Source organism: Gammaproteobacteria bacterium, from assembly GCA_016712635.1.
In the GTDB taxonomy this organism is placed as follows: domain Bacteria; phylum Pseudomonadota; class Gammaproteobacteria; order SZUA-140; family SZUA-140; genus JADJWH01.
The window spans coordinates 1-19,241 of the sequence record JADJQS010000010.1 but is presented as its reverse complement, the minus strand read 5'-3'; the positions used below and the strand labels follow the sequence as shown (position 1 = coordinate 19,241).

The window sequence follows — 19,241 nt, the reverse complement described above, 5'->3', positions numbered from 1 at the left end:
TGTATTCCCTTTCACGATCTACGATAGAATTTACTCTCATCAGGCAGCAGGAAGTATTCGCGGTTAATGAAGCAGACTCTGCAAATCCGTCTTGGCCAATCGCTGACCATGACCCCCCAGCTGCAGCAGGCGATCCGGCTGCTGCAGCTTTCGACCCTCGACCTGCGCGAGGAGATCCAGCAGGCGCTGGATTCCAATCCCATGCTGGAGGCGGCGGAGGAGGGTGCGTCCGACGACGGTGAGGCGGCCCTGGCGGAGGACGTTGAGTACGCCGCCGCGGCGGCCCCGGCCGCCAGTCCCGCCGCGGAGGGCGAGCGCGGGGAGGCGAATGATTCCGCCGTCGACCTGCGCGACGCGGTGGTCGACCTCGACATGGGCGTCGGCGACGACCTGCCGGTGGACAGCGTGTGGGAGGACGTCTACGAAAGCGCCGTCGTGCCGCGTGGCCAGGGCGGCGAGATGGAGGGCGGCGACTTCGAATTCCAGGCCGGGCCGTCCGAGACGCTGCGCGAGCATCTGCTGTGGCAGATGAGCATGACCCCGTTCAGCGAGCGCGACCAGGCCATCGCCATCGCCATCATCGACGCGGTGAACGACCGCGGATATCTGGCGGTCCCGCTGGAGGAGATTCATGAAGGCCTCAATGCCGACGGCGACATCGATCTCGACGAGGTGCAGGCGGTGCTGCACCAGGTGCAGAACTTCGACCCCGTCGGCGTCGCCGCGCGCGATCTGCGCGAATGCATGCTGATCCAGCTGCAGCACCTCCACGCCGACATCCCCTGGCTGGGCAAGGCGCGGGAGCTGGTCGCCGAACACCTCGACCTGCTGGCGGGCCGCGAGTACAGCCAGATCACGCGGCGCCTGAAATGCACGCAGCAGGAACTCCTGCAGATCATCACCCTGGTGCAGTCGCTCAATCCCTATCCCGGCAGCCAGATCACGGACCGCAAGGTGGAATACATCATCCCCGACGTGATCGTCACCCGGGAAAAGAACAGCTGGAAGGTCGAGCTCAACCCGGAGGCCATGCCGCGGGTGCGCATCAACGCCAGCTACGCCAGCCTGGTCAAGCGCGCCGACAACAGCAGCGACAACGCCTACATGCGGAACCAGTTGCAGGAGGCGCGCTGGTTCGTCAAGAGCCTGCAGAGCCGCAACGAGACGCTGCTCAAGGTGGCGAGCTGCATCGTCGAACGCCAGCGCGGCTTCCTCGAACACGGCGAGGAGGCGATGAAGGCGCTGGTGCTGCATGACATCGCGCAGTCGGTCGAGATGCACGAATCCACCATCTCGCGCGTCACCACCCAGAAGTACATGTACACCCCGCGCGGCATCTTCGAGCTCAAGTATTTCTTCTCCAGCCACGTCAGTACCGACAGCGGCGGCGAATGCTCCGCCACCGCGATCCGGGCCCTGATCAAGAAACTGGTCGCTGCCGAGGATGGCGGCAAACCGCTCAGCGACAGCAAGATCGCCCAGCTGCTCAAGCAGCAGGGCATCAATGTCGCGCGCCGCACCATCGCGAAGTATCGCGAGGCCCTCGCGATCCCTTCCTCGAGCGAGCGGAAACGTCTGATATGAATCGCGTCCCTTCGTCCCGCATATAAATTTGGGTGTCGATATCGATATGAACCGAGTCGGAGAATTGCTCACCCCCTCCAGGGTGGCGTGCCGTAACATCGTGGGCAGCAAGAAGCGCGCCTTCGAGATGCTCAGCGAGCTGGTGTCCAGGGACGAGCCGAAACTGAACCAGTCCGAGGTGTTCACCAGCCTGATCGAACGCGAGCGGCTCGGCTGCACGGGCCTGGGGCGCGGGGTGGCCATCCCGCATGGCCGCCTGAAGGGGCTCAACCACGCCGTGTGTGCCTTCATGAAGCTGAACCGTGGCATAGACTACGACGCCGCGGACAAGAAGGCGGTCGACATGATCTGCGCCCTGCTGGTGCCGGAACAGTCGACCAGCGAGCACCTGGAAATCCTGGCGACGCTGGCGGAGATGTTCAGCGATCCGGCCTTCTGCGAGCGGCTCCATGCCGCGAAGAACGGCGAGGAGATCTACCAGCTGCTGGTGTCGTGGCAGCCCGGTGAGCAAGAACGGGCCGCCGGTCCCGTCGCCTAGCCCTCCGGGTATGGGAAAAGCGCCCACAGTCTCTTCCCTGTACGACAGTTATCAGGCAAGGCTGGGGCTGGTCTGGGTGGCGGGCCGCGCCGGCGGCGCCCGCGCGCTGCAGGGACCGCAGGACTCCGCCGCGCGCGACCGCCCCTTCGATGCCGGTGCGGGACACCTCAATCTGATCCATCCCAACCGCATCCAGGTGCTCGGCCCGGCCGAACTGAACTACTTTGAGCAGCTGCGCGGCGATTCCCGCGCCGAGCATCTGCGGCGGGTGTTCGCGGCCGGGCCGGCCTGCGTGGTGGTGTCCGACGGGCTGCCGGTCGCGGAGGACCTGTGCGCGCAGGCGGAGGCGGCGGGGGTGGCGCTGTTTTCCGCGCCGATCCCGGATTTCAAGGTCATCAGCCACCTGCAGTATTACCTGTCCGGCGTGCTGGCCGACCGCCTGACCCTGCACGGCGTCTTCATGGAAGTGCTCGGCATCGGGGTGCTGCTCACCGGCAGGAGCGGCGTCGGCAAGAGCGAGCTCGCGCTCGAACTGATCAGCCGGAATCACCGCCTGATCGCGGACGATGCGCCGGAATTCAGGCGCACCGCCCCGGACATACTCAACGGCTCATGCCCGCCGGAACTGAGCGGGTTCCTCGAGGTGCGCGGGCTCGGTGTGCTCGACGTCCGCGCCATGTTCGGCGACAGCGTGATCAAGCCCAACAAGAACCTGCGCCTGATCATCCACCTGCGGCAGATGGATGCGGGCGAGCTGGCGGCCATTGACCGCCTGCAGGGCAGCCGCCAGCGCCAGACCATCCTCGACGTGGAGGTGCCCCAGGTCACGCTGCCGGTGGCGCCGGGCCACAACCTCGCCGTGCTGGTGGAAGGCGCGGTGCGCAACCATATCCTGCTGCTTAAGGGGTACAATGCAGCGCAGTCGTTCAGCGAACGGCAGCAGCGCATGATCCTGGGGGAGGGCGCATGAGATTGTTGGTCATCAGCGGGCTGTCCGGCTCCGGCAAGTCCATCGCGCTCCAGGCCCTGGAGGACCTCGACTATTACTGCGTCGACAACCTTCCGCTCAGCCTGCTGCCGCAGTTCGTCGAACAGATCGTGGCGACGGCGGAGAAGCGCAACATCGAGAACGTGGCGGTCGGCATCGACGCGCGCAACCTGTCTCGCGACCTCGGCCGCTTCGGCGACATCCTGGGCGAGATCAGAAAGCCGGGACTCGACTGCGACGTGATATTCCTCGGCGCCGCCGACAATGTGCTCATCAAGCGCTTCAGCGAGACGCGCCGCAAGCACCCGCTCACCCGCGTCGACGTCTCCCTGCTGGAGGCGATCGCGGTCGAGCGCGAGCTGCTGGCGCCGATCTCGGCCAGCGCCGACCTGCACATCGACACCAGCAATTTCAACGTGCACCAGCTGCGCGGCGTGATCCGCGAGCGCGTCGCCCAGCACAAGTCGGCCTCGCTCTCCATCCTGTTCATGTCGTTCGGCTACAAGTACGGCATTCCCGCCGACGCGGACTTCGTGTTCGACGTGCGCTGCCTGCCCAACCCGCACTGGGATCCCGCGCTGCGCATGCGCAAGGGCAACGATCCCGAAGTGATCCGCTTCCTCGGGCAGCAGCCCGCGGTGGGGCGCATGTACGAGGACATCCGCGCGTTCCTGGAGCGCTGGATCCCGAGCTTCGAGGCGGAGAACCGCAACTACATGTCGGTCGCGATCGGCTGCACCGGCGGCCAGCACCGCTCGGTCTACCTGGCGGAGACGCTGGCGGCCCACTTCAAGCAGTCGCGCGCCGGCGTGATGACGCGCCACCGGGAGCTGCGATGAGCGTCGGCCTGTGCCTGATCTCGCACAACCGCATCGGCGAGGCGCTGCTCGACACTGCGGTATCGATGCTGGGCGGCCGCCCGCTCCCCGCCGCGGTGATCGCCGTGACGCCGGCGAGCGACCCCACGCAGATCCTGGAACAGGCGCGCGCGGCGGTGCGCGAGCTCGATCATGGCGACGGCGTCATCGTGCTGACCGACATGTTCGGATCCACCCCCAGCAACATCGCCACCGCGCTGAAGCGCGACAACGAGCGCGTGACCGTGATTGCGGGCGTTAACCTGCCGATGCTGGTACGCTTGATGAACTATCCCCGCCTGAACATCAGCCAGCTGAAGGACAAGGCGCTGAGCGGCGGGCGCGAGGGCATCTTCAGCTGCGGACCGGAGGGCGAGGATTAGCGGTGGCGCGCAGGACAGTCACCATAGTCAACCGGCTGGGACTGCACGCGCGCGCGGCAGCCAAGCTGGTGACGCTGGCCTCCGAATTCGAATCCGACATCCATCTGGTGCGCGGCGCGCGCCGGGTGAACGGCAAGAGCATCATGGGTGTGATGATGCTCGCGGCGGGCCAGGGCAGCGAAATCGAGCTCATCGCCGAGGGGCGCGACGAGGAGGCGGCGCTGCTCAGGCTGGAGGATCTGATCCGGCAGCGTTTCGGCGAGGAGGCGTAACCGGTCCAGGCGCGCCGGCCGTCAACGCGCGCCGGCGTGCAGGCACATTCAACACCGGAGGCGGCGCGGTCCCATGAGTCTGGTTTTGAGCGGCATCAGCGTCTCCCGCGGCGTCGCCATCGGCAAGGCCGTCATCCTCCATCACGACGCGCCCGAGGTCAGCGAGCATACGATCCCCAGGCCGCTGCTGCAGGAAGAGATCACGCGCTACCGCGTCGCGCTCAGGAAGGCCAGGCAGCAGTTGCGCGACATCCGCAAGCGCATCCCCTCCGACACCCCCGGCGACATCGTCGCCTTCATGGACGCCCACCTGCTCATGCTCGACGACGGGGTGATGAGCGAGGCGCCGATCAAGATCATGCGCGCGCGGCAGTGCAACGCCGAATGGGCCCTGAAGCTGCAGCGGGACGCCCTGGTGCGCGTTTTCGATGAGATGGACGATCCGTACCTGCGCACGCGCAAGGACGACATCGACCATGTGGTCATCCGCATCCAGCGCAATCTCCAGGGCCAGTACGAGCCGCGCCATGACGACCGCAACGGCCAGCTGCGCGGCGCGATCCTGATCGCCGGCGACGTCTCGCCGGCCGAGACCGTGCTGATGCACCAGCAGGGGATCGCCGCCCTGGTGACCGAGTTCGGCGGCCCCAATTCCCACACCGCCATCCTGGCGCGCGGCCTGGGTCTGCCCGCGGTGGTCGGCGTGCACCATGTGCGGCGCTACCTGCAGCACCGCGAAGCGCTGGTGGTCGACGCCGAGCACGGCATGGTGATCGCCGGCGCCGAGGCGGGGGAGCTGGCCTATTACCACCGGCGCCAGCGCGAGGAGCGCCGGCATGTCGCCGAGCTGAACAAGCTGCGCCAGCGTCCGGCGGTGACGCGCGACGGCCACGCCGTGACCCTGCTGGCCAACGTCGAACTGCCCGAGGACGCCGCCGCCGCGCGGAGGCTCGGCGCCGCCGGGGTCGGTCTGTTCCGCACCGAGATGCTGTTCCTCAATCGCGAGACAGTGCCGGGCGAGGACGAGCAGTACGAGGCCTACCTGCGCGTGGTGCGCGCGCTGAAGGGCGCGCCGGTGACCATACGCACCCTGGACCTGGGCGCGGACAAATGCCTGGGCAGCCGGCCGCGGACCCCGGCGGCGAGCAATCCGGCGCTGGGCCTGCGCGCGATCCGCTGGAGCCTGAAGGATCCGGGCCAGTTTTCACCCCAGGTGCGCGCGATCCTGCGCGCATCCGCCTCCGGGCCGGTGCGCATGATGATCCCGATGCTCTCGGGCGAGGGCGAGCTGTTGCAGGTACTGCGCCTGGTCGAGGAGGAGAAGAAGGCGCTGGCGCGGGAGGGGATCCGTTTCGATCCGGCCATGCAGATCGGCGGCATGATCGAGATCCCCGCCGCCGCGCTGGCCGCGGATGCGCTGGCGCGCCATCTCGACTTCTTTTCCATCGGGACGAACGACCTGATCCAGTACACCCTGGCCGTGGATCGCCTCGATGAGGAGGTCAATTACCTGTACGATCCCCTGCATCCGGCCATACTCAAGCTGATCCATCTGACCATCCGCGCCGGCCGGCGCGCCGGGATCCCGGTGGCGATGTGCGGCGAGATGGCGGGTGATCCGTATTACACGCGCCTGCTGCTCGGACTCGGCCTGCGCGAATTCAGCATGTTTCCCGCCACGCTCCTCGAGGTCAAGCGGGTGATCAACGGAAGCCGTCTCGATGCGCTCAGCCGTAACGTGAGCCGGATGCTGCGCAGCCGGTCCTCCGTCCGTTTCCCGTCGCTGGTGGACGCCATGAACCGTCAGCAGTGAGCGTCCATGGTCCGTCCGTCACGGGTCAGCAGCAGGTTGCCGGCCGCGTCGCGTCGGCAGCACCAGCCGGGGGCGAGGTAGGTCGTGGCAACCGCCTCGGTTATCAGTGCCGGACCCGCGACGCGCTGGCCGGTCGCGAGTTCCGCGCGCGCATAGATCGCGGCGCCCGCACCGCCGCCATGCAGCTGCGCGCAGGCGCGGGGGACGGCGGGCCGCGACGGCGCGGGCGGCGGGGCGAAACCCAGGTCCGGCGCCGGGGCGCGCAGGCCGGCGCGCAGGTTGACCAGCTCGAGCGGCAGGTCGAGCCGGTGCCCGTAGCGCTGCTCGTGCAGCGCGTGGAACGCCTCCGCGCTCCGTTCCGGGTCCTGCCACGCCACGTTCAGGCTGTGGCTCTGTCCGCAGTAGCGCAGGTCCAGGGTGCGCGTGACGACGATGTCCGCCGCCGCCACCCGCTCGTGCAACAGCTCGGCGCGACCGCGCGCGGCCAGCTCCTCGAGGCCGCGCGCGATGCCGTCGGCAGTCAGATCCCGCAGCGGCCGCGCTACCGAGCGCGACAGCTGTCGGCCGCGCGGCGCCACCAGCATGCCGAGCGCGGACAGGACGCCGGCGTGGACCGGAACCAGCGCGCGCGCGATACCGAGTTCATCCGCCAGCGCGCATACGTGCAGGCCGCCGGCGCCGCCGAAGGAGGCGAGTGTGTAGCCGCGCGGATCGATGCCGCGCTGCACCGAGATCACGCGCAGCGCCTGCGCCATGTGTTCATTGGCGATGCGTATGATCCCCGCCGCGGCGTCCCCGGTGCCGAGGCCGAGCGGTTGCGCGACAGCGGCCAGGGCCTCCAGCGCCGCGGCGCGGTCGAGCGGCATGCGGCCGTCGAGGAAGCCGTCGGCGGGCAGGCGGCCGAGCGCCAGGTTGGCATCGGTGACGGTGGGCGCGCGGCCGCCGCGGCCATAGCAGGCGGGGCCCGGGTCGGCACCCGCTGAGGCCGGGCCGACGCGCAGCAGCCCGCCGCCGTCGAGATAGGCGATCGAGCCGCCGCCCGCGCCGATGGTGTGCATGTCCACCATCGGCACGGCGACCGGATAGCCGCCGATGCGGCCTTCGCCGGTGAGGCGGATGTCGCCCTCGATCAGCGCGACGTCGGTGGAGGTGCCGCCCATGTCGAAACTCAGCAGGCGGTCGAGCTCCGCTGCCGCGCCGAGGCGGCGCACGGCGGCAAGGCCGCCGGCCGGGCCCGACAGCAGCATGTGGACCGCCTGGCCGCCGGCCTGCGCCGCGGCGATGGTGTCGCCGGAGCTCTGCATGACGGAGACGCGCGCGGCGGGCAGCGACTGCGCCAGGCGCGTCAGGTAGTCCTCCACCAGCGGGCCGACGCTGGCGTTGAGCCAGGTCGCGATGCCGCGTTCGTATTCCTTGTATTCCGGCAGGACGGCGGAGGAGCGCGCGACGAACATCCCCGCCGGCATGGCGGCGGCGACCGCCCGCTCGAAGTGCTCATCCAGGAAGGAGAACAGCAGATTGATGGCGACCGCGCGCGGGGCGAGGCGTTCCACCTCCGCGCGCAGCCCGGCCAGGTCCGCGTCGGTGAGCGGGGTGACGACCTCGCCGTGTGCGCCCAGGCGGCCGCCCGTCTCCAGGCACAGCTCGCGCGGCACCGGCGGCGGTTGCGGCGGCGGCTGCAGGTCGTACAGCGCGCGCCGCGCCTGGCGGCCGATCGTGAGCAGGTCGCGCAACCCGTGATTGGTGATGAACGCCGTGCGCACGCCCTTGCCCTCGAGCACGGCGTTGGTCGCGACCGTGCTGCCGTGCACGACGATGAGTGCGCGGCTGTCCAGGCCGAGGTCCGCGATCCCGCGCAGGATCGCCTGTTCGGGCGCCCGCGGCGTTGACAGCACCTTGTGGACGCGCAGGACACCCCCCGTCAGGCAGACGAAGTCGGTGAAGGTGCCCCCGGTATCGATGCCGACGAGATCCATATCACGCCGAACTGTTTGCGCCGCGCCCGGTCATATGCTCTATTGTAGACGGGCGCTTGAATTTCTGCCGGGCGTTCCCATCTTCCACGGTAAATAACAAACCCATAACTGCCGCCAATGGATTCGGACAACCTGATCAGGGTCGAGCGCCTGTCGCGCCGCTACGGCCCGCTGCTCGCCGTCGACGATATCAGCTTCGAGGTCCGGCGCGGCGAGGTGCTCGGCTTCCTCGGCCCGAACGGCGCCGGAAAATCGACGACCATGCAGATCATCAGCGGGAACCTGGCGCCGAGCGCGGGGCGCGTGCTGATCAGCGGGCGCGACATCCTCGACGAGCCCGAGGCCGCCAAGTCGGCGCTGGGGTACCTCCCCGAGCAGCCCCCGCTCTACCGCGAGCTGACGGTCGATGAATATCTCGCCTATTGCGCGCGCCTGAACCGCATACCGCGCGAGCAGCGGCGCGGCGCGGTGGACCGCGCCAAGGAGCGCTGTGGCCTGACCGAAGTGGGCCGGCGCCTGATCGGCAACCTTTCCAAAGGCTACCAGCAGCGCACCGGCATCGCCCAGGCGATCATCCATGCACCTGCGGTGGTGGTCCTGGACGAGCCGACCGTCGGGCTCGATCCGATCCAGATCCGCGAGATCCGCGCCCTCATCCGCGAACTGGGCGGCGAACACAGCGTGATCCTGTCCACCCACATCCTGCCCGAGGTGCAGGCGGTGTGCGACCGCGTGCAGATCATCCATCGCGGACGCCTGGTGTTCAGCGATACCATCGACAACCTGGCGCATCAGCCGGTGTCCGCCCTGTGCGCCGCCTTCCGCAACCCGCCGGCGGCGGCGGAGCTGGCGCGCCTGCCCGGCGTGCAGGAGGTGGAGGATCTCGGCGCGGGGCGCCTGCGCCTGCGCTGCGATCCGGCCGGCGATATCACCGACGCGCTGCTCGAACGGGCGCTGGCCGGCGGCTGGCGGCTGTACGAGCTGGTGCCCGAACGCAAATCGCTGGAACAGATCTTCGTCGACATCACCAGCCGGGACGTGGCAGGGACGGACGCCCACGCGGCGCCCGCGGAGGCGGCATGATCGGGACGATCGCGGCGCGCGAGCTGCGTAGCCTGTTCTTCTCCCCCCTGGCGTGGACCGTGCTGGCGGTGGTGCAGATCATCGTCGCCTACCTGTTCCTGGTGCAGGTGGATTTCTTCCTGCAGATCCAGCCGCGCCTGCCGCAGTTGCCGGGCGCGCCGGGACTCACCGAGATCGTCGTCGCGCCGACCTTCGGCAACGCGGCGCTCATCCTGCTGCTGGTGGTGCCGCTGCTGACCATGCGGCTGGTGAGCGACGAGCTGCGTAACCAGACGCTGAGCCTGCTGTTCTCCGCCCCGGTCTCGATGACCGCGATCATCCTCGGCAAGTATTGCGGCGTACTCGGATTCCTGCTCATCCAGCTGCTGCTGATCGCCCTGCTGCCGTGCGCGCTGCTGCTGGGCGGGACGCTCGATTTCGGCATCCTCGCCTCCGGCCTGATCGGGCTGTTTCTGCTGCTGGCGGGTTTCGCCGCCGTCGGACTGTTCATGTCCACGCTGACCGCGCAGCCGGTGATCGCCGCGATCAGCACCTTCGGCGTGCTCCTGCTGCTGTGGATCGTGGACTGGAGCGGGACTGCCGCCAGCAAGGGGAGCGATGTCCTGGGCTATCTGTCCCTGCTGCGCCATTACGAATCCCTCCTCAAGGGGGTGTTCAACAGCACCGATGTGGCCTACTACCTGCTGCTGAGCGCGCTCTTCGTCATCCTCAGCATCCGCCGGCTGGATTCCTACCGGCTGCAGCATTGAGCATGCGGACCCCGACATGAAAGTGACCGCACGTTCCCGCCGGCTGCTGCGCTGGCAGAATCTTGCCTTCGTCGTCCTGCTGCTGCTGGTCACCGGCCTGCTGGGCTGGCTCAGCACGCGTTACGTATACCAGGCGGACTGGACGGCGAGCGGACGCAACACGTTGTCACCGGCCAGCGTCGAACTGGTCGGCCGGCTGCCGGGGACTGTGACGGTTACCGCCTATGTGCGCGAGACCTCGCCGCTGGTGCGCAGGCACGTGGCGGAGCTGGTCGGCCGCTATCAGCGCCACAAGCCCGACGTGACGCTCGCCTTCATCAATCCCGATCTCGAGCCGCAGAAGGTGCGCGAGCTCAACATCACCGCCGACGGCGAGCTGGTCATCGAGTACGAAGGGCGCCGCGAGCAGCTGCGCGACGTGAGCGAAAACGGCCTCACCAATGCACTGCAGCGCCTGGCGCGCGGCGGCGAGCGCCGGCTCGCGTTCCTGACCGGGCACGGCGAACGCAGCGCGCTGGCGGCGCAGAACTTCGACGTCTCGGCCTGGGCGCGCCAGCTGGAGGGCAAGGGCTTCAGGATCGGCGAGGTCAATCTGGCGGTGAGCCGCGGGATATCGCCGGACACCACCGTGCTGGTGATCGCGGCCCCGCAGGTCGACCTGCTGCCGGGCGAGGCGGAACTCATCCTGGAATATCTCGCGCGCGGCGGCAATCTGCTCTGGCTGGCCGATCCCGGCCAGGGCGCGCACGGGCTCGGGCCGCTGGCGCAGGTCCTCGGTGTGCGCCTCGAGCCCGGCATCGTGGTGGATCCCAACGTCTCCCAGGTGGGCCAGATGCTGTTTGGCACCGACGACCCGCGCGTCGCGCTGGTCGCGAGCTATCCGGAACACGCGATCACGCGCGATTTCGAGCTGAACACCCTGTTTCCTCTTGCAGGCGGCCTGCGGGCCGTGGAGGGCGGACAGTGGAGTGCGACGACGCTGCTGGAGACGCTGTCCAATACGTGGCTGGAGACCGGCGAGGTGTCCGGCAAGATCGTCTATGACGAGGGCTCCGATCTGCCGGGGCCGGTGTCGATCGGTTTCGCGCTGTCCCGGCCGCCGGGGTCCGCCGCCGGCGGGGAGCCGGCCGACGCCGCGCCGGCAGCGGAGGTGAAGACCCAGCGCGCGGTGGTCATCGCCGACGGCGATTTCCTGTCCAACGGTTTTCTCGGCATGGGCGGCAATCAGCAGCTGGCGTTCAACATCGTCAACTGGCTGAGCAGTGACGACGTACTGATCGACATCCCCGCGCGCACCGCGCCCGACCTCTCCCTGCAGCTCTCCAGGACCGGCACGGCGGTGATCGGATTCGGATTCCTGCTGCTGGTGCCGGCGCTGCTGTTCGGCAGCGGCCTGTTCATCTGGCTGCGCCGGCGGCGGCGCTGACGCCATGCGCATGAATGCGCGCAATGTGCTGAATCTGGGTTTGCTGGGGCTGGCGGCGGCTCTCGCGGCGCTGGTCTTCTGGGAGCCCGGAATCGAAGCACCGGCAGAGCAGCCCAGGCTGACCGCGCTGTCTCCGGCCGACGTCGAACATGTGGTGATCCGCACGCAGCGCGGCGACGAGATCCGCCTGGACAAGGACCAGGGCGTCTGGATGATGCGCGCGCCGGTCGCCGCCCACGCCAACGAATTCCGGATCGAAGCCCTGCTCGGGATCGTCCGGGCCGACAGCCGCGCGCAGTTCGCCGCCGGCGCCCTCGACCTGGCCAAGTTCCATCTCGATTCTCCCGCCTCCCTGTTGCGCCTCAACGACGTCGAACTCGCCTTCGGCGACAGCGAACCGATCGACAATCGCCGCTACGTGCGCAACGGCGCCACCGTGCATCTGGTCGACGGCGACTATTTCTATCGCCTGCAGTCGGATTTCACGGCGTTCGTCTCCAACCGGCTGTTGCCGTTGCCCGATGTTCCCGGGCGGATCAGTCTGCCGGAGTTCAGTGTCACCCGCGCGGAGGGAGTCTGGACGCTCGCGCCGGCGGTACGGCAGCCGTCGATGGACGCGCTCAACGAATTCGTCGATGCGTGGCGCCAGGCGCAGGCCGTGGAGGTGGACCGCTATGCGGGAGAGCCGTCCCGGGGCCTGATCAAGGTATCCTTTGACTCCGGCGCCGCGCCGCTCGAGTTCCTCCTGCTGGAGGCCGAGCCGGAGCTGGTGCTGGCGCGCGCGGATCTCGGACTGCGCTATCACCTGACCCCGGAGCAGGCGCGGCGTTTGCTGTCCGCGCCGGTGCCGGCCGCCGCCGCGACCGCCGAGTGACGGCCACGCGCAGCGCGCAACTGCGTATAGATCGCACCGGTTTCCCATGCCAGAACTCCCGGAAGTCGAAACCACCCGGCGCGGCATTGAGCACCACCTGCGCGGCCGGCGCGTGCTGGAGCTGCGCGTGCGCAACCGCCGCCTGCGCCGGCCGCTGCCGCGCCGGCTGGAGCGGGCATTGCCCGGACAGGTCATCCGGGAGGTGGCGCGGCGCGGCAAGTACCTGCTGCTGCGCACCGACGCCGGCAGCGTACTGATCCACCTCGGCATGTCCGGCAGCCTGCGCATCGTCGCGCCGGAACTGCCCGCGCAGAAACACGATCATGTCGACATACTGTGCTCGGGCGGCGTGTGTCTGCGTTTTCGCGACCCGCGCCGGTTCGGCCTGATGCTGTGGGTCGAGGGCGACCCTGGAACGCATGAGCTGCTGCGGGGCATCGGCCCGGAGCCGCTCGGCGGAGAATTCGGCGGCGCCTATCTCCACGCCGCGGCGCGCGGGCGCCGCACCGCCGTGAAACTCTTCATCATGGATGCCGGCATTGTCGCCGGTGTCGGCAACATCTATGCGAACGAGGCCCTTTTCCGCGCCGGTATCCATCCGCTGCGCGCGGCCGGGCGCATTTCCGCGCCGCGCTATCACGCCCTCGCCGCCGCCATCCGCGCGGTGCTGGAAGAGGCGATCGCGCAGGGAGGGACCACGCTGCGCGACTACTATCACGGGACCGGGGAGCCGGGTTATTTCCGGATCCGGCTCGCCGTGTACGGGCGCGCGGCCGAGCCCTGCGTTCACTGCGGGCAACCTGTCCGCTGCATCCGGCAGGGGCAGCGCGCGAGTTATTACTGCGCGCGCTGCCAGCATTGACGCGGCGGCGCCCTGTCCATCCTGGGGCGCGACGCAGCGGGGTTCCGATCAGTGTCCCGGCACCGCGGGCGCTGCCGCAGCGGCGGAATCCCTGATGCGCAGGATGGCGCCGCCATCCTGCAGGGCGACGGTCTCCGTCGAGCCGCTGACGGCAGCAAGATTGTCGGCCAGTGATTTGTTGGCGGGATCATAGGGATCGAAGATCAGGTGCGTCACGCCCCGGATGTTCTTCATCAGCGTGGCGCCGTCCGGAAACGGCGGCGGCAAGGGCAGCGCGGGGCGCCTGATCGCCAGCGTGGTCTTGCCGGGCCACTGGCTCATGGCGACGACCTCCTGCTCCGCGGGGACGTCCTCGAGCGCGAGCGCCAGCGTCAGGATCAACTGGTCGGTCGGGGACAGCAGGTTCTGTGCCGCGGCATACTGATGCGCCTTGTTCGCCTGCATGAAGAGGATTGCGGTCAGGAACAGCGCCGCCGTCGCCAGGCCGCGCTGGCGCGCGAAGCTCCGGCCGCCGAAGGACTGATTGAAGGCGATCACGCGCGGCACGCCGAGGTAGAGCAGCCCGGCGAGCGCGACCATGGCCCAGCCGCCGTCCGCGGCGGGCAGGCCGAGCACGGCGCCGCCCAGCAGTATGCGCGGCATGAAGTCCGCGGACAGGGCGCGCCGTTCCGTCCACAGCAGGTATAGCAGGATGCCGGCGCATGCCAGGCCGGCGATCCAGGGCAGGGTCTCCCCGCCCGCTTCCGGGCCGAGTACGGCCTGCGCCAGCGCGTAGACCGGGTTGTGCATCCAGTCCAGCGCGCGCCAGCCCATGCGCAGCAGCAGGATGAAGGTCACGCTGATGCCGACGCCGATATAGACATGGCGCTGCTGGCGCGCGTCGAGCGGGTTTTTCCGCCATTCCCAGATCAGCGCCAGCGGATAGGCGAGCCCGGCGGGGTGCAGGCTTACGACCACCAGGATCAGCAGGAGTTGCAGGAAATACCAGCCCCCGAGCGCGCGCTGGGAGCGGCGGTAGGCCACGTCCAGCCAGCGTCCGAGGGCGAAGGCGAGCAGCAGAAACGGTCCGGTGCCGAGGCTGTCCGCCTGGCTGATGGTCGCGGGAGCGATGAGCAGCAGGCCGGTGGCGATGAGCGCGCTCTCACGCCCGGCATGAAGCACGCTCCAGCGGTAGAACAGCGCCGCCACCGCCGCTATCACGAGCAGCGTGAAGACCTTGGCGGCGATCAGGCTGCCCGGCCAGTACAGGCCGACGGCGGTGAAGAACAGGGCGCGCAGATCCGGCATGCCCATGACGAGCGCGGTGCTGATGACGCGCTCGCTGACCGACCACGCGAGGAGGAGGGCGTGCGCGGCCGGTTCACCGATGCCGTAGGGGTCGAAGCGGAGCAGTCCGGCGGTGAGCACGATTCCCAGCCACAGTGCGAGTGCCGGGATTCCCCAGTAGGCGTAGAGTTTTTTCAGCCAGGCATGCATCTGCGGTACGTTGTTCACGGGGTTATGAGCGGCTCTCTGAAAAGGAGCAAGATTCTACCCCAGTAACGGCGCGGAGGTCATCCCGCGGGCAATCGTCCGTTGCGGGTCAAGCCCGGGATTTCCCGATCAATTTCGAACAGTGCGGTCGGGTTTCGCCAGGCCCCGGCTCGGGGCGCGGGACTTGCAATGAAAAATCCCGCATGCTATACAACTGCCATTACAAAAATCCGACAGCGGCCGTCCAAAGGCTGCGCCAAAAAATCATTATCTGGAGGGGGGTAAGATGACGAACGGGGACATTCTGATCCTGTATGCCATTTGGTTCGTGCTGGCCTTTGGTCTGGCCATTTTTCTGTTCAAGAAGAGCACCTGACAGCCCCGTAGCTTCGACGACAACCGTTTCCTGAATCACGAGAGCGGCGATGGGTTCGCCGTGATCCTTGTGGTGAGCTTCATGGCGTGAATGGCCACGGCGCGGAGAGGGCGGAGAAACGGTTGACTGCGGTGAATCACGTACGTAACATGTGCCATTCGGCGTGTTGGCAACAAGAAAATAAAATGATTCGGAGGGGGCATCAAATGCGACGCGTAACGGTCCTGGCTGCGGTAATCAGCGGTGTTGCTCTGGTCTTGGCGATACCCCAAGTCTTTGCCGCGGAGGTTGCGGCGGATCTGAGTAACGGTGAAAAGATCTTCAAGGAAGGCAAAGGCTCCGTGCCGGCCTGCACCAGCTGTCATGGCGAAGACGGCATGGGCAACGACATGATGGGGACGCCGCGCCTGGCGGGCCAGATCACCCAGTTCCTGGTCAAGCAGCTGGAGGATTTCGCGACCGACAAGCGCATGGACACCACCATGTTCATCGCGAACGCCAATGCCAAGGGCCTGAGCCCGGAGGATCGGCGCGATGTCGCGGCGTACGCGCATCTCCTGAGCGAGCCGGGTACAGTGGGCGGCGGTTCCAACATCAAGGAACTGGCGGCCAGCGGCATACAAACGGGGCAGACGCATCTGGGTCTGGCGCTCGTCAGCTATGGCGACATCGACCGGGGCATTTCCGGATGCCGTTCGTGCCACGACTACAACGGCCGCGGCGTGGATCCGATCTACCCGATGATCGGCCAGCAGAAGTTCGTCTATCTCGTCAATCAGCTCAAGAAGTGGCGTGACGGCAGCCGTGCCAACGACCCGATGGGCCAGATGCGCAAGGTCGCATCCCATCTGACTGACGAGGACATCCTGAATGTGGCGACCTATCTGACCAACGCCTCGCCGCTGTCCATCGGCAACAGCCGCGTGCCGGAGCAGCATCACTTCATGACCTTCGATACCAAGTAACCTGGCCATATCCCCGCGGCGGTATCGCCGCCGGCGACACACAAACGAGCGAGGGCGGGTTACACCCGCCCTTTCTTTTTGGTTCCGGGCTCCGGCAGTCAGCCTCGCGCGGCCCGCGCGGCGGTTCATTGCAATCGAATCAGGGAATATTTGATAATAGACAGGTTATGGCGGCCGGACAGACACTCAAGCAAGGTGAAAAGATCCTCTTCGGGATCGCAATTGTATTCATCGTATTCGCGGTGATCGGCTACATCCTGCTCGAGTCCTACCGCATGCGGGCGCAGAAACCGATCTTCGAGACTCGCACCCACTTCAACCTGTCCGAACTCGGCCACAAGGGGTCGGAGCTGTTCCGCGTATCGCGCTGCACCGCCTGCCACCGCGCCATGCGCAACGGCACCAACATGGGGCTCTCGCTGGACGGGCTGGGATCGAAGCGCAGCAAGGAGTGGATCCGCGAGTTCATGCGCGATCCGGAGGCGGTCTACGGTTCCCCGACCCTGGATCACGGCTACCCGCCCAAGGAGGCGGCCTACGTCTCATCGCTGGATCAGGACACGCTGCTGGCGATCGCGACCTTTCTGTCCGAGCTCAAGTCCGACCAGGGCTCCCCTTCCGCGCCGATGCCGCCCGAAGGACGCTCCGATTTCATCGACAATATGGTGGGCGTTTTCGCGCCCGAGGAATGGAAGCATAAATATCAGGACGTCCGCGAGCGACCCGCGCCCGGACAAGAGGAGCCCGCACCATGAGCAGCAGCGCCGAGCCCTGGGCCAGCGACACCGAGTACACGCATTACACCCTGTTGTTTATCTTCGCCTGCATCATCTACAGCATCATCGGGTTCTCCTGGGGCGCGCTGATGGGCGGGATCACGGAATTCCGTCATTTCGTGGACCACCGCCTGCACGGCGACCTGATCGTTCGCGCCCACACCCACGTGAATCTGCTGGGATGGGTTGAAATGGCGATATTCGGCGCCATCTATTATCTGATCCCGCGCCTGGTGCGCCGCCCGATCTACAGCCTGAAGCTGGTCAAGGTGCACTTCTGGATGCATAACGTGGGTTTGATCGGCATGGTGGTCCTGTTCACGCTCGCAGGCGTGGTCGGAGGGACCGCCAGCATGGAACTGCCGCCGGATCAGGTCGAACTGCTGATACGGCCGTATCTGGGCACCATGGGTCTGTTCGGCTCGCTGGTGCTGCTGGCGAACATGATCTGGGGCTACAACATCTTCCGGTCCTGCATGGGATGGCGCAAGGGATGAGGCTGCGGCCGCTGATGACATTGGCCCTGTCGGGAGCGCTGCTCGCGGGCTGCGACGTCACCCCCTCGGTCAAGGTGGGGCAGGTCGCGCCTACGCTGCAGACCAAGACCCTCGCCGACGTGGGCAACGATCTCAGCCGGATTACCACTTACCGCTACCCCGACGAGCGCATGTATCAGCTCTCGCTGGATGAGGCCCTGCGCCAGGGCAAACCGATCGTGCTCGAGTTTGCGACCCCGGGGCACTGCACGGTGTGCGACAACCAGCTGCAAATGATCAAGGGGCTGCTCGCAAAGTACGAATCGGACGTCATCTTCCTGCATATGGATCAGTACAAGAACCCCGAGGCCTTCAAGGCGTTCCAGGTCATCGGGGATCCCTGGACGTTCATCATCGACCGGCAGCGCGTCGTCCAGTTCAAGCAGGCCGGCCGCATGCTCTATGGTGAGCTGGACTCCGCGATCACGCGGGTGCTGAGGCAGCCCGCGGGTTGAGCATGAAGGACGGCGAACGCTTCACCCTCGTGCAGGACCGCCGGGGCATGCTGTGGGACCTGCTGCTCTATGTGCCCACGGTGTTCGCCCTGTTCGCGATCGGGCTCAAGCTGTGGTACAGCCCCAGCCAGTCCTGGGCATACGTGCTGTTCTTCATGGCGTGTTTTTTCCTGTTTGCGGGCGCCAACCGGATCCTGTCCGGCAGGCTCATGCTGCTCCCCGCTTCCCCCTGCGCCCTGAATTTCAGCCGCGACCAGCTGACGCTGGAGCTGAAGAACGGCGAGCGGGTCGATCTGGTAAAGAATCTGAGGTTTTTCCCGGACTATGCCGGCAAGTCCTTCGGTCTCAGCGGCATGGACCTGGCGGGCAAGCAGCGCCAGTTCGTCATGCACCGCGGACAGTTCGCCGATGCGGCGGACTATCAGAGGCTGCGCGACGCCCTGGGCGTCTTCAAATAGCTCTGCCGCTCCCGGATCCGCGCGTTCAGCCGCGGAACCCGCGCCGCCGCCTGAGCACGTCCCAGGCCATGAAGGCGATGACCACGATGCCCACGGTACAGGCGCCGATGATGAGCCAGCGCTCGGTCTCCGCGCTGACCAGGCCGGTCACGAACATATGCATCGAATAACCCAGGATGATCAGCGAGGACACCGCCGCAATCAGATACAGGATCAGTTCCTTCACGCGATATCTCCGAGTCACAGGCATGCGGCTGGACGCATAAAACCCGCGTAATCTTATCAGATTATCCGCCCGCCAGGATGCTTGCGGGCGGCGGGAGAGACTGCTATCCTTCGCGATGGTTGAGCATGGGCTGATGCCTGTTTTAGCGCGGCGAACCCTGTAATTCGCAGGCGCTTGTGATACGTCAGGCGGGGCAGGAAAAGCTTGACGGGATATGGGCGCTATGCAAATATGGCAACCACATTTCAAGTAAGGTTGTCGCGGATATAACAATTCAAAATCACCACCGCGACCAGGTTTCAAAACGACGCCGGCATATAAGCGGCGCGGGCGCAGTTCTACAAAAACTATAATCTCAACAATACCGCGGCTTGCCGTCTTCGGCGGCGATCCGGGGGTGCAAAGCGGAGGGTGTGATGAACAAGCTATCCTACGGAAAAACCTTTTGGAACAGCCTGGTCGCGGGTGTCCTTACGGGCATGGGGAACGGCAGCGTATTCGGCGCCGCCCTGATGTGCGCGCTCGGCCGTGGTCGTTTCGACGATTGGGGCGGCTGGGGATCGCTTTCATA

At 67.0% G+C, this 19,241-nt stretch carries 21 protein-coding genes; 18 read left to right on the top strand and 3 right to left on the bottom strand.

Annotated elements, in window-relative coordinates; all coding sequences use genetic code 11:
• The first annotated feature begins 66 nt into the window (after nt 1-66).
• The 7 genes from IPK65_12155 to ptsP all read left to right on the top strand — a co-directional run bounded on the left by IPK65_12155 (nt 67) and on the right by ptsP (nt 6,435).
• Nucleotides 67-1,584: an RNA polymerase factor sigma-54 gene (locus tag IPK65_12155; protein ID MBK8163849.1), complete on the top strand. Its 1,518-nt coding sequence runs from the start codon at nt 67-69 to the stop codon at nt 1,582-1,584.
• Nucleotides 1,585-1,630: 46 nt separating this feature from the next.
• Nucleotides 1,631-2,122 carry a PTS IIA-like nitrogen regulatory protein PtsN gene (gene ptsN, locus IPK65_12150; protein ID MBK8163848.1) on the top strand — a complete coding sequence of 164 codons (492 nt, stop codon included), beginning with the start codon at nt 1,631-1,633 and terminating at the stop codon, nt 2,120-2,122.
• A gap of 10 nt (nt 2,123-2,132) precedes the next feature.
• A complete protein-coding gene (hprK, locus tag IPK65_12145) occupies nt 2,133-3,092 on the top strand; it encodes an HPr(Ser) kinase/phosphatase (protein ID MBK8163847.1) in 960 nt (319 codons plus the stop codon).
• Nucleotides 3,089-3,949 (top strand): RNase adapter RapZ, encoded by an 861-nt coding sequence (rapZ, locus tag IPK65_12140; GenBank protein MBK8163846.1) that lies wholly within the window; start codon nt 3,089-3,091, stop codon nt 3,947-3,949. The genes hprK and rapZ overlap by 4 nt, the downstream gene beginning before the upstream one ends.
• The gene (locus IPK65_12135) at nt 3,946-4,350 is read left to right on the top strand and encodes a PTS fructose transporter subunit IIA (GenBank protein ID MBK8163845.1); all 405 of its coding nucleotides are present in this window, start codon (nt 3,946-3,948) and stop codon (nt 4,348-4,350) included. Before rapZ ends, IPK65_12135 begins: the two co-directional genes overlap by 4 nt.
• Nucleotides 4,351-4,352: 2 nt before the next feature.
• Nucleotides 4,353-4,622, top strand: a complete 270-nt coding sequence (locus IPK65_12130) for an HPr family phosphocarrier protein (GenBank protein ID MBK8163844.1) — start codon at nt 4,353-4,355, stop codon at nt 4,620-4,622.
• A gap of 73 nt (nt 4,623-4,695) precedes the next feature.
• Nucleotides 4,696-6,435 carry a phosphoenolpyruvate--protein phosphotransferase gene (ptsP, locus tag IPK65_12125; protein MBK8163843.1) on the top strand — a complete coding sequence of 580 codons (1,740 nt, stop codon included), beginning with the start codon at nt 4,696-4,698 and terminating at the stop codon, nt 6,433-6,435.
• On the opposite strand, the gene IPK65_12120 is transcribed toward ptsP, so the two are convergent.
• Nucleotides 6,426-8,411, bottom strand: a complete 1,986-nt coding sequence (locus IPK65_12120) for a hydantoinase/oxoprolinase family protein (GenBank protein MBK8163842.1) — start codon at nt 8,409-8,411, stop codon at nt 6,426-6,428. The two genes, ptsP and IPK65_12120, sit on opposite strands and share 10 nt — an antisense overlap.
• Nucleotides 8,412-8,528: 117 nt before the next feature.
• On the opposite strand from IPK65_12120, the gene IPK65_12115 reads away from it, so the two are divergent.
• Genes IPK65_12115 through mutM form a run of 5 tightly spaced genes read left to right on the top strand, consistent with a single transcriptional unit; the run spans nt 8,529 to nt 13,405 of the window.
• The gene (locus IPK65_12115; GenBank protein ID MBK8163841.1) at nt 8,529-9,494 is read left to right on the top strand and encodes an ATP-binding cassette domain-containing protein; all 966 of its coding nucleotides are present in this window, start codon (nt 8,529-8,531) and stop codon (nt 9,492-9,494) included.
• Complete coding sequence (locus IPK65_12110; GenBank protein MBK8163840.1) at nt 9,491-10,243, top strand: ABC transporter permease; 753 nt, start codon at nt 9,491-9,493, stop codon at nt 10,241-10,243. Before IPK65_12115 ends, IPK65_12110 begins: the two co-directional genes overlap by 4 nt.
• Before the next feature lie 16 nt (nt 10,244-10,259).
• Nucleotides 10,260-11,669, top strand: a complete 1,410-nt coding sequence (locus tag IPK65_12105; GenBank protein ID MBK8163839.1) for a GldG family protein — start codon at nt 10,260-10,262, stop codon at nt 11,667-11,669.
• A 10-nt stretch (nt 11,670-11,679) separates the two neighbouring features.
• Nucleotides 11,680-12,543 (top strand): DUF4340 domain-containing protein, encoded by an 864-nt coding sequence (locus tag IPK65_12100; protein MBK8163838.1) that lies wholly within the window; start codon nt 11,680-11,682, stop codon nt 12,541-12,543.
• 46 nt (nt 12,544-12,589) lie between these two features.
• Complete coding sequence (gene mutM, locus IPK65_12095) at nt 12,590-13,405, top strand: bifunctional DNA-formamidopyrimidine glycosylase/DNA-(apurinic or apyrimidinic site) lyase (protein ID MBK8163837.1); 816 nt, start codon at nt 12,590-12,592, stop codon at nt 13,403-13,405.
• Nucleotides 13,406-13,453: 48 nt separating this feature from the next.
• Here the strand turns inward: mutM and IPK65_12090 are convergent, their stop codons facing one another.
• Nucleotides 13,454-14,899 carry a hypothetical protein gene (locus IPK65_12090; GenBank protein MBK8163836.1) on the bottom strand — a complete coding sequence of 482 codons (1,446 nt, stop codon included), beginning with the start codon at nt 14,897-14,899 and terminating at the stop codon, nt 13,454-13,456.
• 561 nt (nt 14,900-15,460) lie between these two features.
• Here IPK65_12090 and IPK65_12085 point away from each other — a divergent pair.
• The 5 genes from IPK65_12085 (at nt 15,461) to IPK65_12065 (ending at nt 18,444) form a co-directional block, all read left to right on the top strand.
• A complete protein-coding gene (locus IPK65_12085) occupies nt 15,461-16,219 on the top strand; it encodes a c-type cytochrome (protein ID MBK8163835.1) in 759 nt (252 codons plus the stop codon).
• A gap of 167 nt (nt 16,220-16,386) precedes the next feature.
• Nucleotides 16,387-16,974 carry a cytochrome c gene (locus IPK65_12080; protein ID MBK8163834.1) on the top strand — a complete coding sequence of 196 codons (588 nt, stop codon included), beginning with the start codon at nt 16,387-16,389 and terminating at the stop codon, nt 16,972-16,974.
• Nucleotides 16,971-17,492 (top strand): cbb3-type cytochrome c oxidase subunit I, encoded by a 522-nt coding sequence (locus IPK65_12075; protein ID MBK8163833.1) that lies wholly within the window; start codon nt 16,971-16,973, stop codon nt 17,490-17,492. The genes IPK65_12080 and IPK65_12075 overlap by 4 nt, the downstream gene beginning before the upstream one ends.
• On the top strand, nt 17,489-17,986 hold the full coding sequence (locus IPK65_12070; protein MBK8163832.1) for a thioredoxin family protein: 498 nt from the start codon (nt 17,489-17,491) through the stop codon (nt 17,984-17,986). The genes IPK65_12075 and IPK65_12070 overlap by 4 nt, the downstream gene beginning before the upstream one ends.
• A 2-nt stretch (nt 17,987-17,988) precedes the next feature.
• Nucleotides 17,989-18,444, top strand: a complete 456-nt coding sequence (locus IPK65_12065) for a hypothetical protein (GenBank protein ID MBK8163831.1) — start codon at nt 17,989-17,991, stop codon at nt 18,442-18,444.
• Between the two features lie 25 nt (nt 18,445-18,469).
• On the opposite strand, the gene IPK65_12060 is transcribed toward IPK65_12065, so the two are convergent.
• Complete coding sequence (locus IPK65_12060; protein ID MBK8163830.1) at nt 18,470-18,670, bottom strand: hypothetical protein; 201 nt, start codon at nt 18,668-18,670, stop codon at nt 18,470-18,472.
• Between the two features lie 416 nt (nt 18,671-19,086).
• Between IPK65_12060 and IPK65_12055 the strand changes: the two genes are divergently transcribed.
• Nucleotides 19,087-19,241 (top strand): hypothetical protein (locus IPK65_12055; GenBank protein ID MBK8163829.1); only part of this gene is annotated, 155 nt, incomplete at its 3' end.

Bases quoted from the DNA above. Each gene is read 5' to 3' on its own strand.
- IPK65_12155 (MBK8163849.1), top strand. From the start codon at position 67: ATGAAGCAGACTCTGCAAATCCGTCTTGGCCAATCGCTGACCATGACC.
- ptsN (MBK8163848.1), top strand. From the start codon at position 1,631: ATGAACCGAGTCGGAGAATTGCTCACCCCCTCCAGGGTGGCGTGCCGT.
- hprK (MBK8163847.1), top strand. From the start codon at position 2,133: ATGGGAAAAGCGCCCACAGTCTCTTCCCTGTACGACAGTTATCAGGCA.
- rapZ (MBK8163846.1), top strand. From the start codon at position 3,089: ATGAGATTGTTGGTCATCAGCGGGCTGTCCGGCTCCGGCAAGTCCATC.
- IPK65_12135 (MBK8163845.1), top strand. From the start codon at position 3,946: ATGAGCGTCGGCCTGTGCCTGATCTCGCACAACCGCATCGGCGAGGCG.
- ptsP (MBK8163843.1), top strand. From the start codon at position 4,696: ATGAGTCTGGTTTTGAGCGGCATCAGCGTCTCCCGCGGCGTCGCCATC.
- IPK65_12120 (MBK8163842.1), bottom strand. From the start codon at position 8,411: ATGGATCTCGTCGGCATCGATACCGGGGGCACCTTCACCGACTTCGTC.
- IPK65_12115 (MBK8163841.1), top strand. From the start codon at position 8,529: ATGGATTCGGACAACCTGATCAGGGTCGAGCGCCTGTCGCGCCGCTAC.
- IPK65_12110 (MBK8163840.1), top strand. From the start codon at position 9,491: ATGATCGGGACGATCGCGGCGCGCGAGCTGCGTAGCCTGTTCTTCTCC.
- IPK65_12105 (MBK8163839.1), top strand. From the start codon at position 10,260: ATGAAAGTGACCGCACGTTCCCGCCGGCTGCTGCGCTGGCAGAATCTT.
- IPK65_12100 (MBK8163838.1), top strand. From the start codon at position 11,680: ATGAATGCGCGCAATGTGCTGAATCTGGGTTTGCTGGGGCTGGCGGCG.
- mutM (MBK8163837.1), top strand. From the start codon at position 12,590: ATGCCAGAACTCCCGGAAGTCGAAACCACCCGGCGCGGCATTGAGCAC.
- IPK65_12085 (MBK8163835.1), top strand. From the start codon at position 15,461: ATGCGACGCGTAACGGTCCTGGCTGCGGTAATCAGCGGTGTTGCTCTG.
- IPK65_12080 (MBK8163834.1), top strand. From the start codon at position 16,387: ATGGCGGCCGGACAGACACTCAAGCAAGGTGAAAAGATCCTCTTCGGG.
- IPK65_12075 (MBK8163833.1), top strand. From the start codon at position 16,971: ATGAGCAGCAGCGCCGAGCCCTGGGCCAGCGACACCGAGTACACGCAT.
- IPK65_12070 (MBK8163832.1), top strand. From the start codon at position 17,489: ATGAGGCTGCGGCCGCTGATGACATTGGCCCTGTCGGGAGCGCTGCTC.
- IPK65_12065 (MBK8163831.1), top strand. From the start codon at position 17,989: ATGAAGGACGGCGAACGCTTCACCCTCGTGCAGGACCGCCGGGGCATG.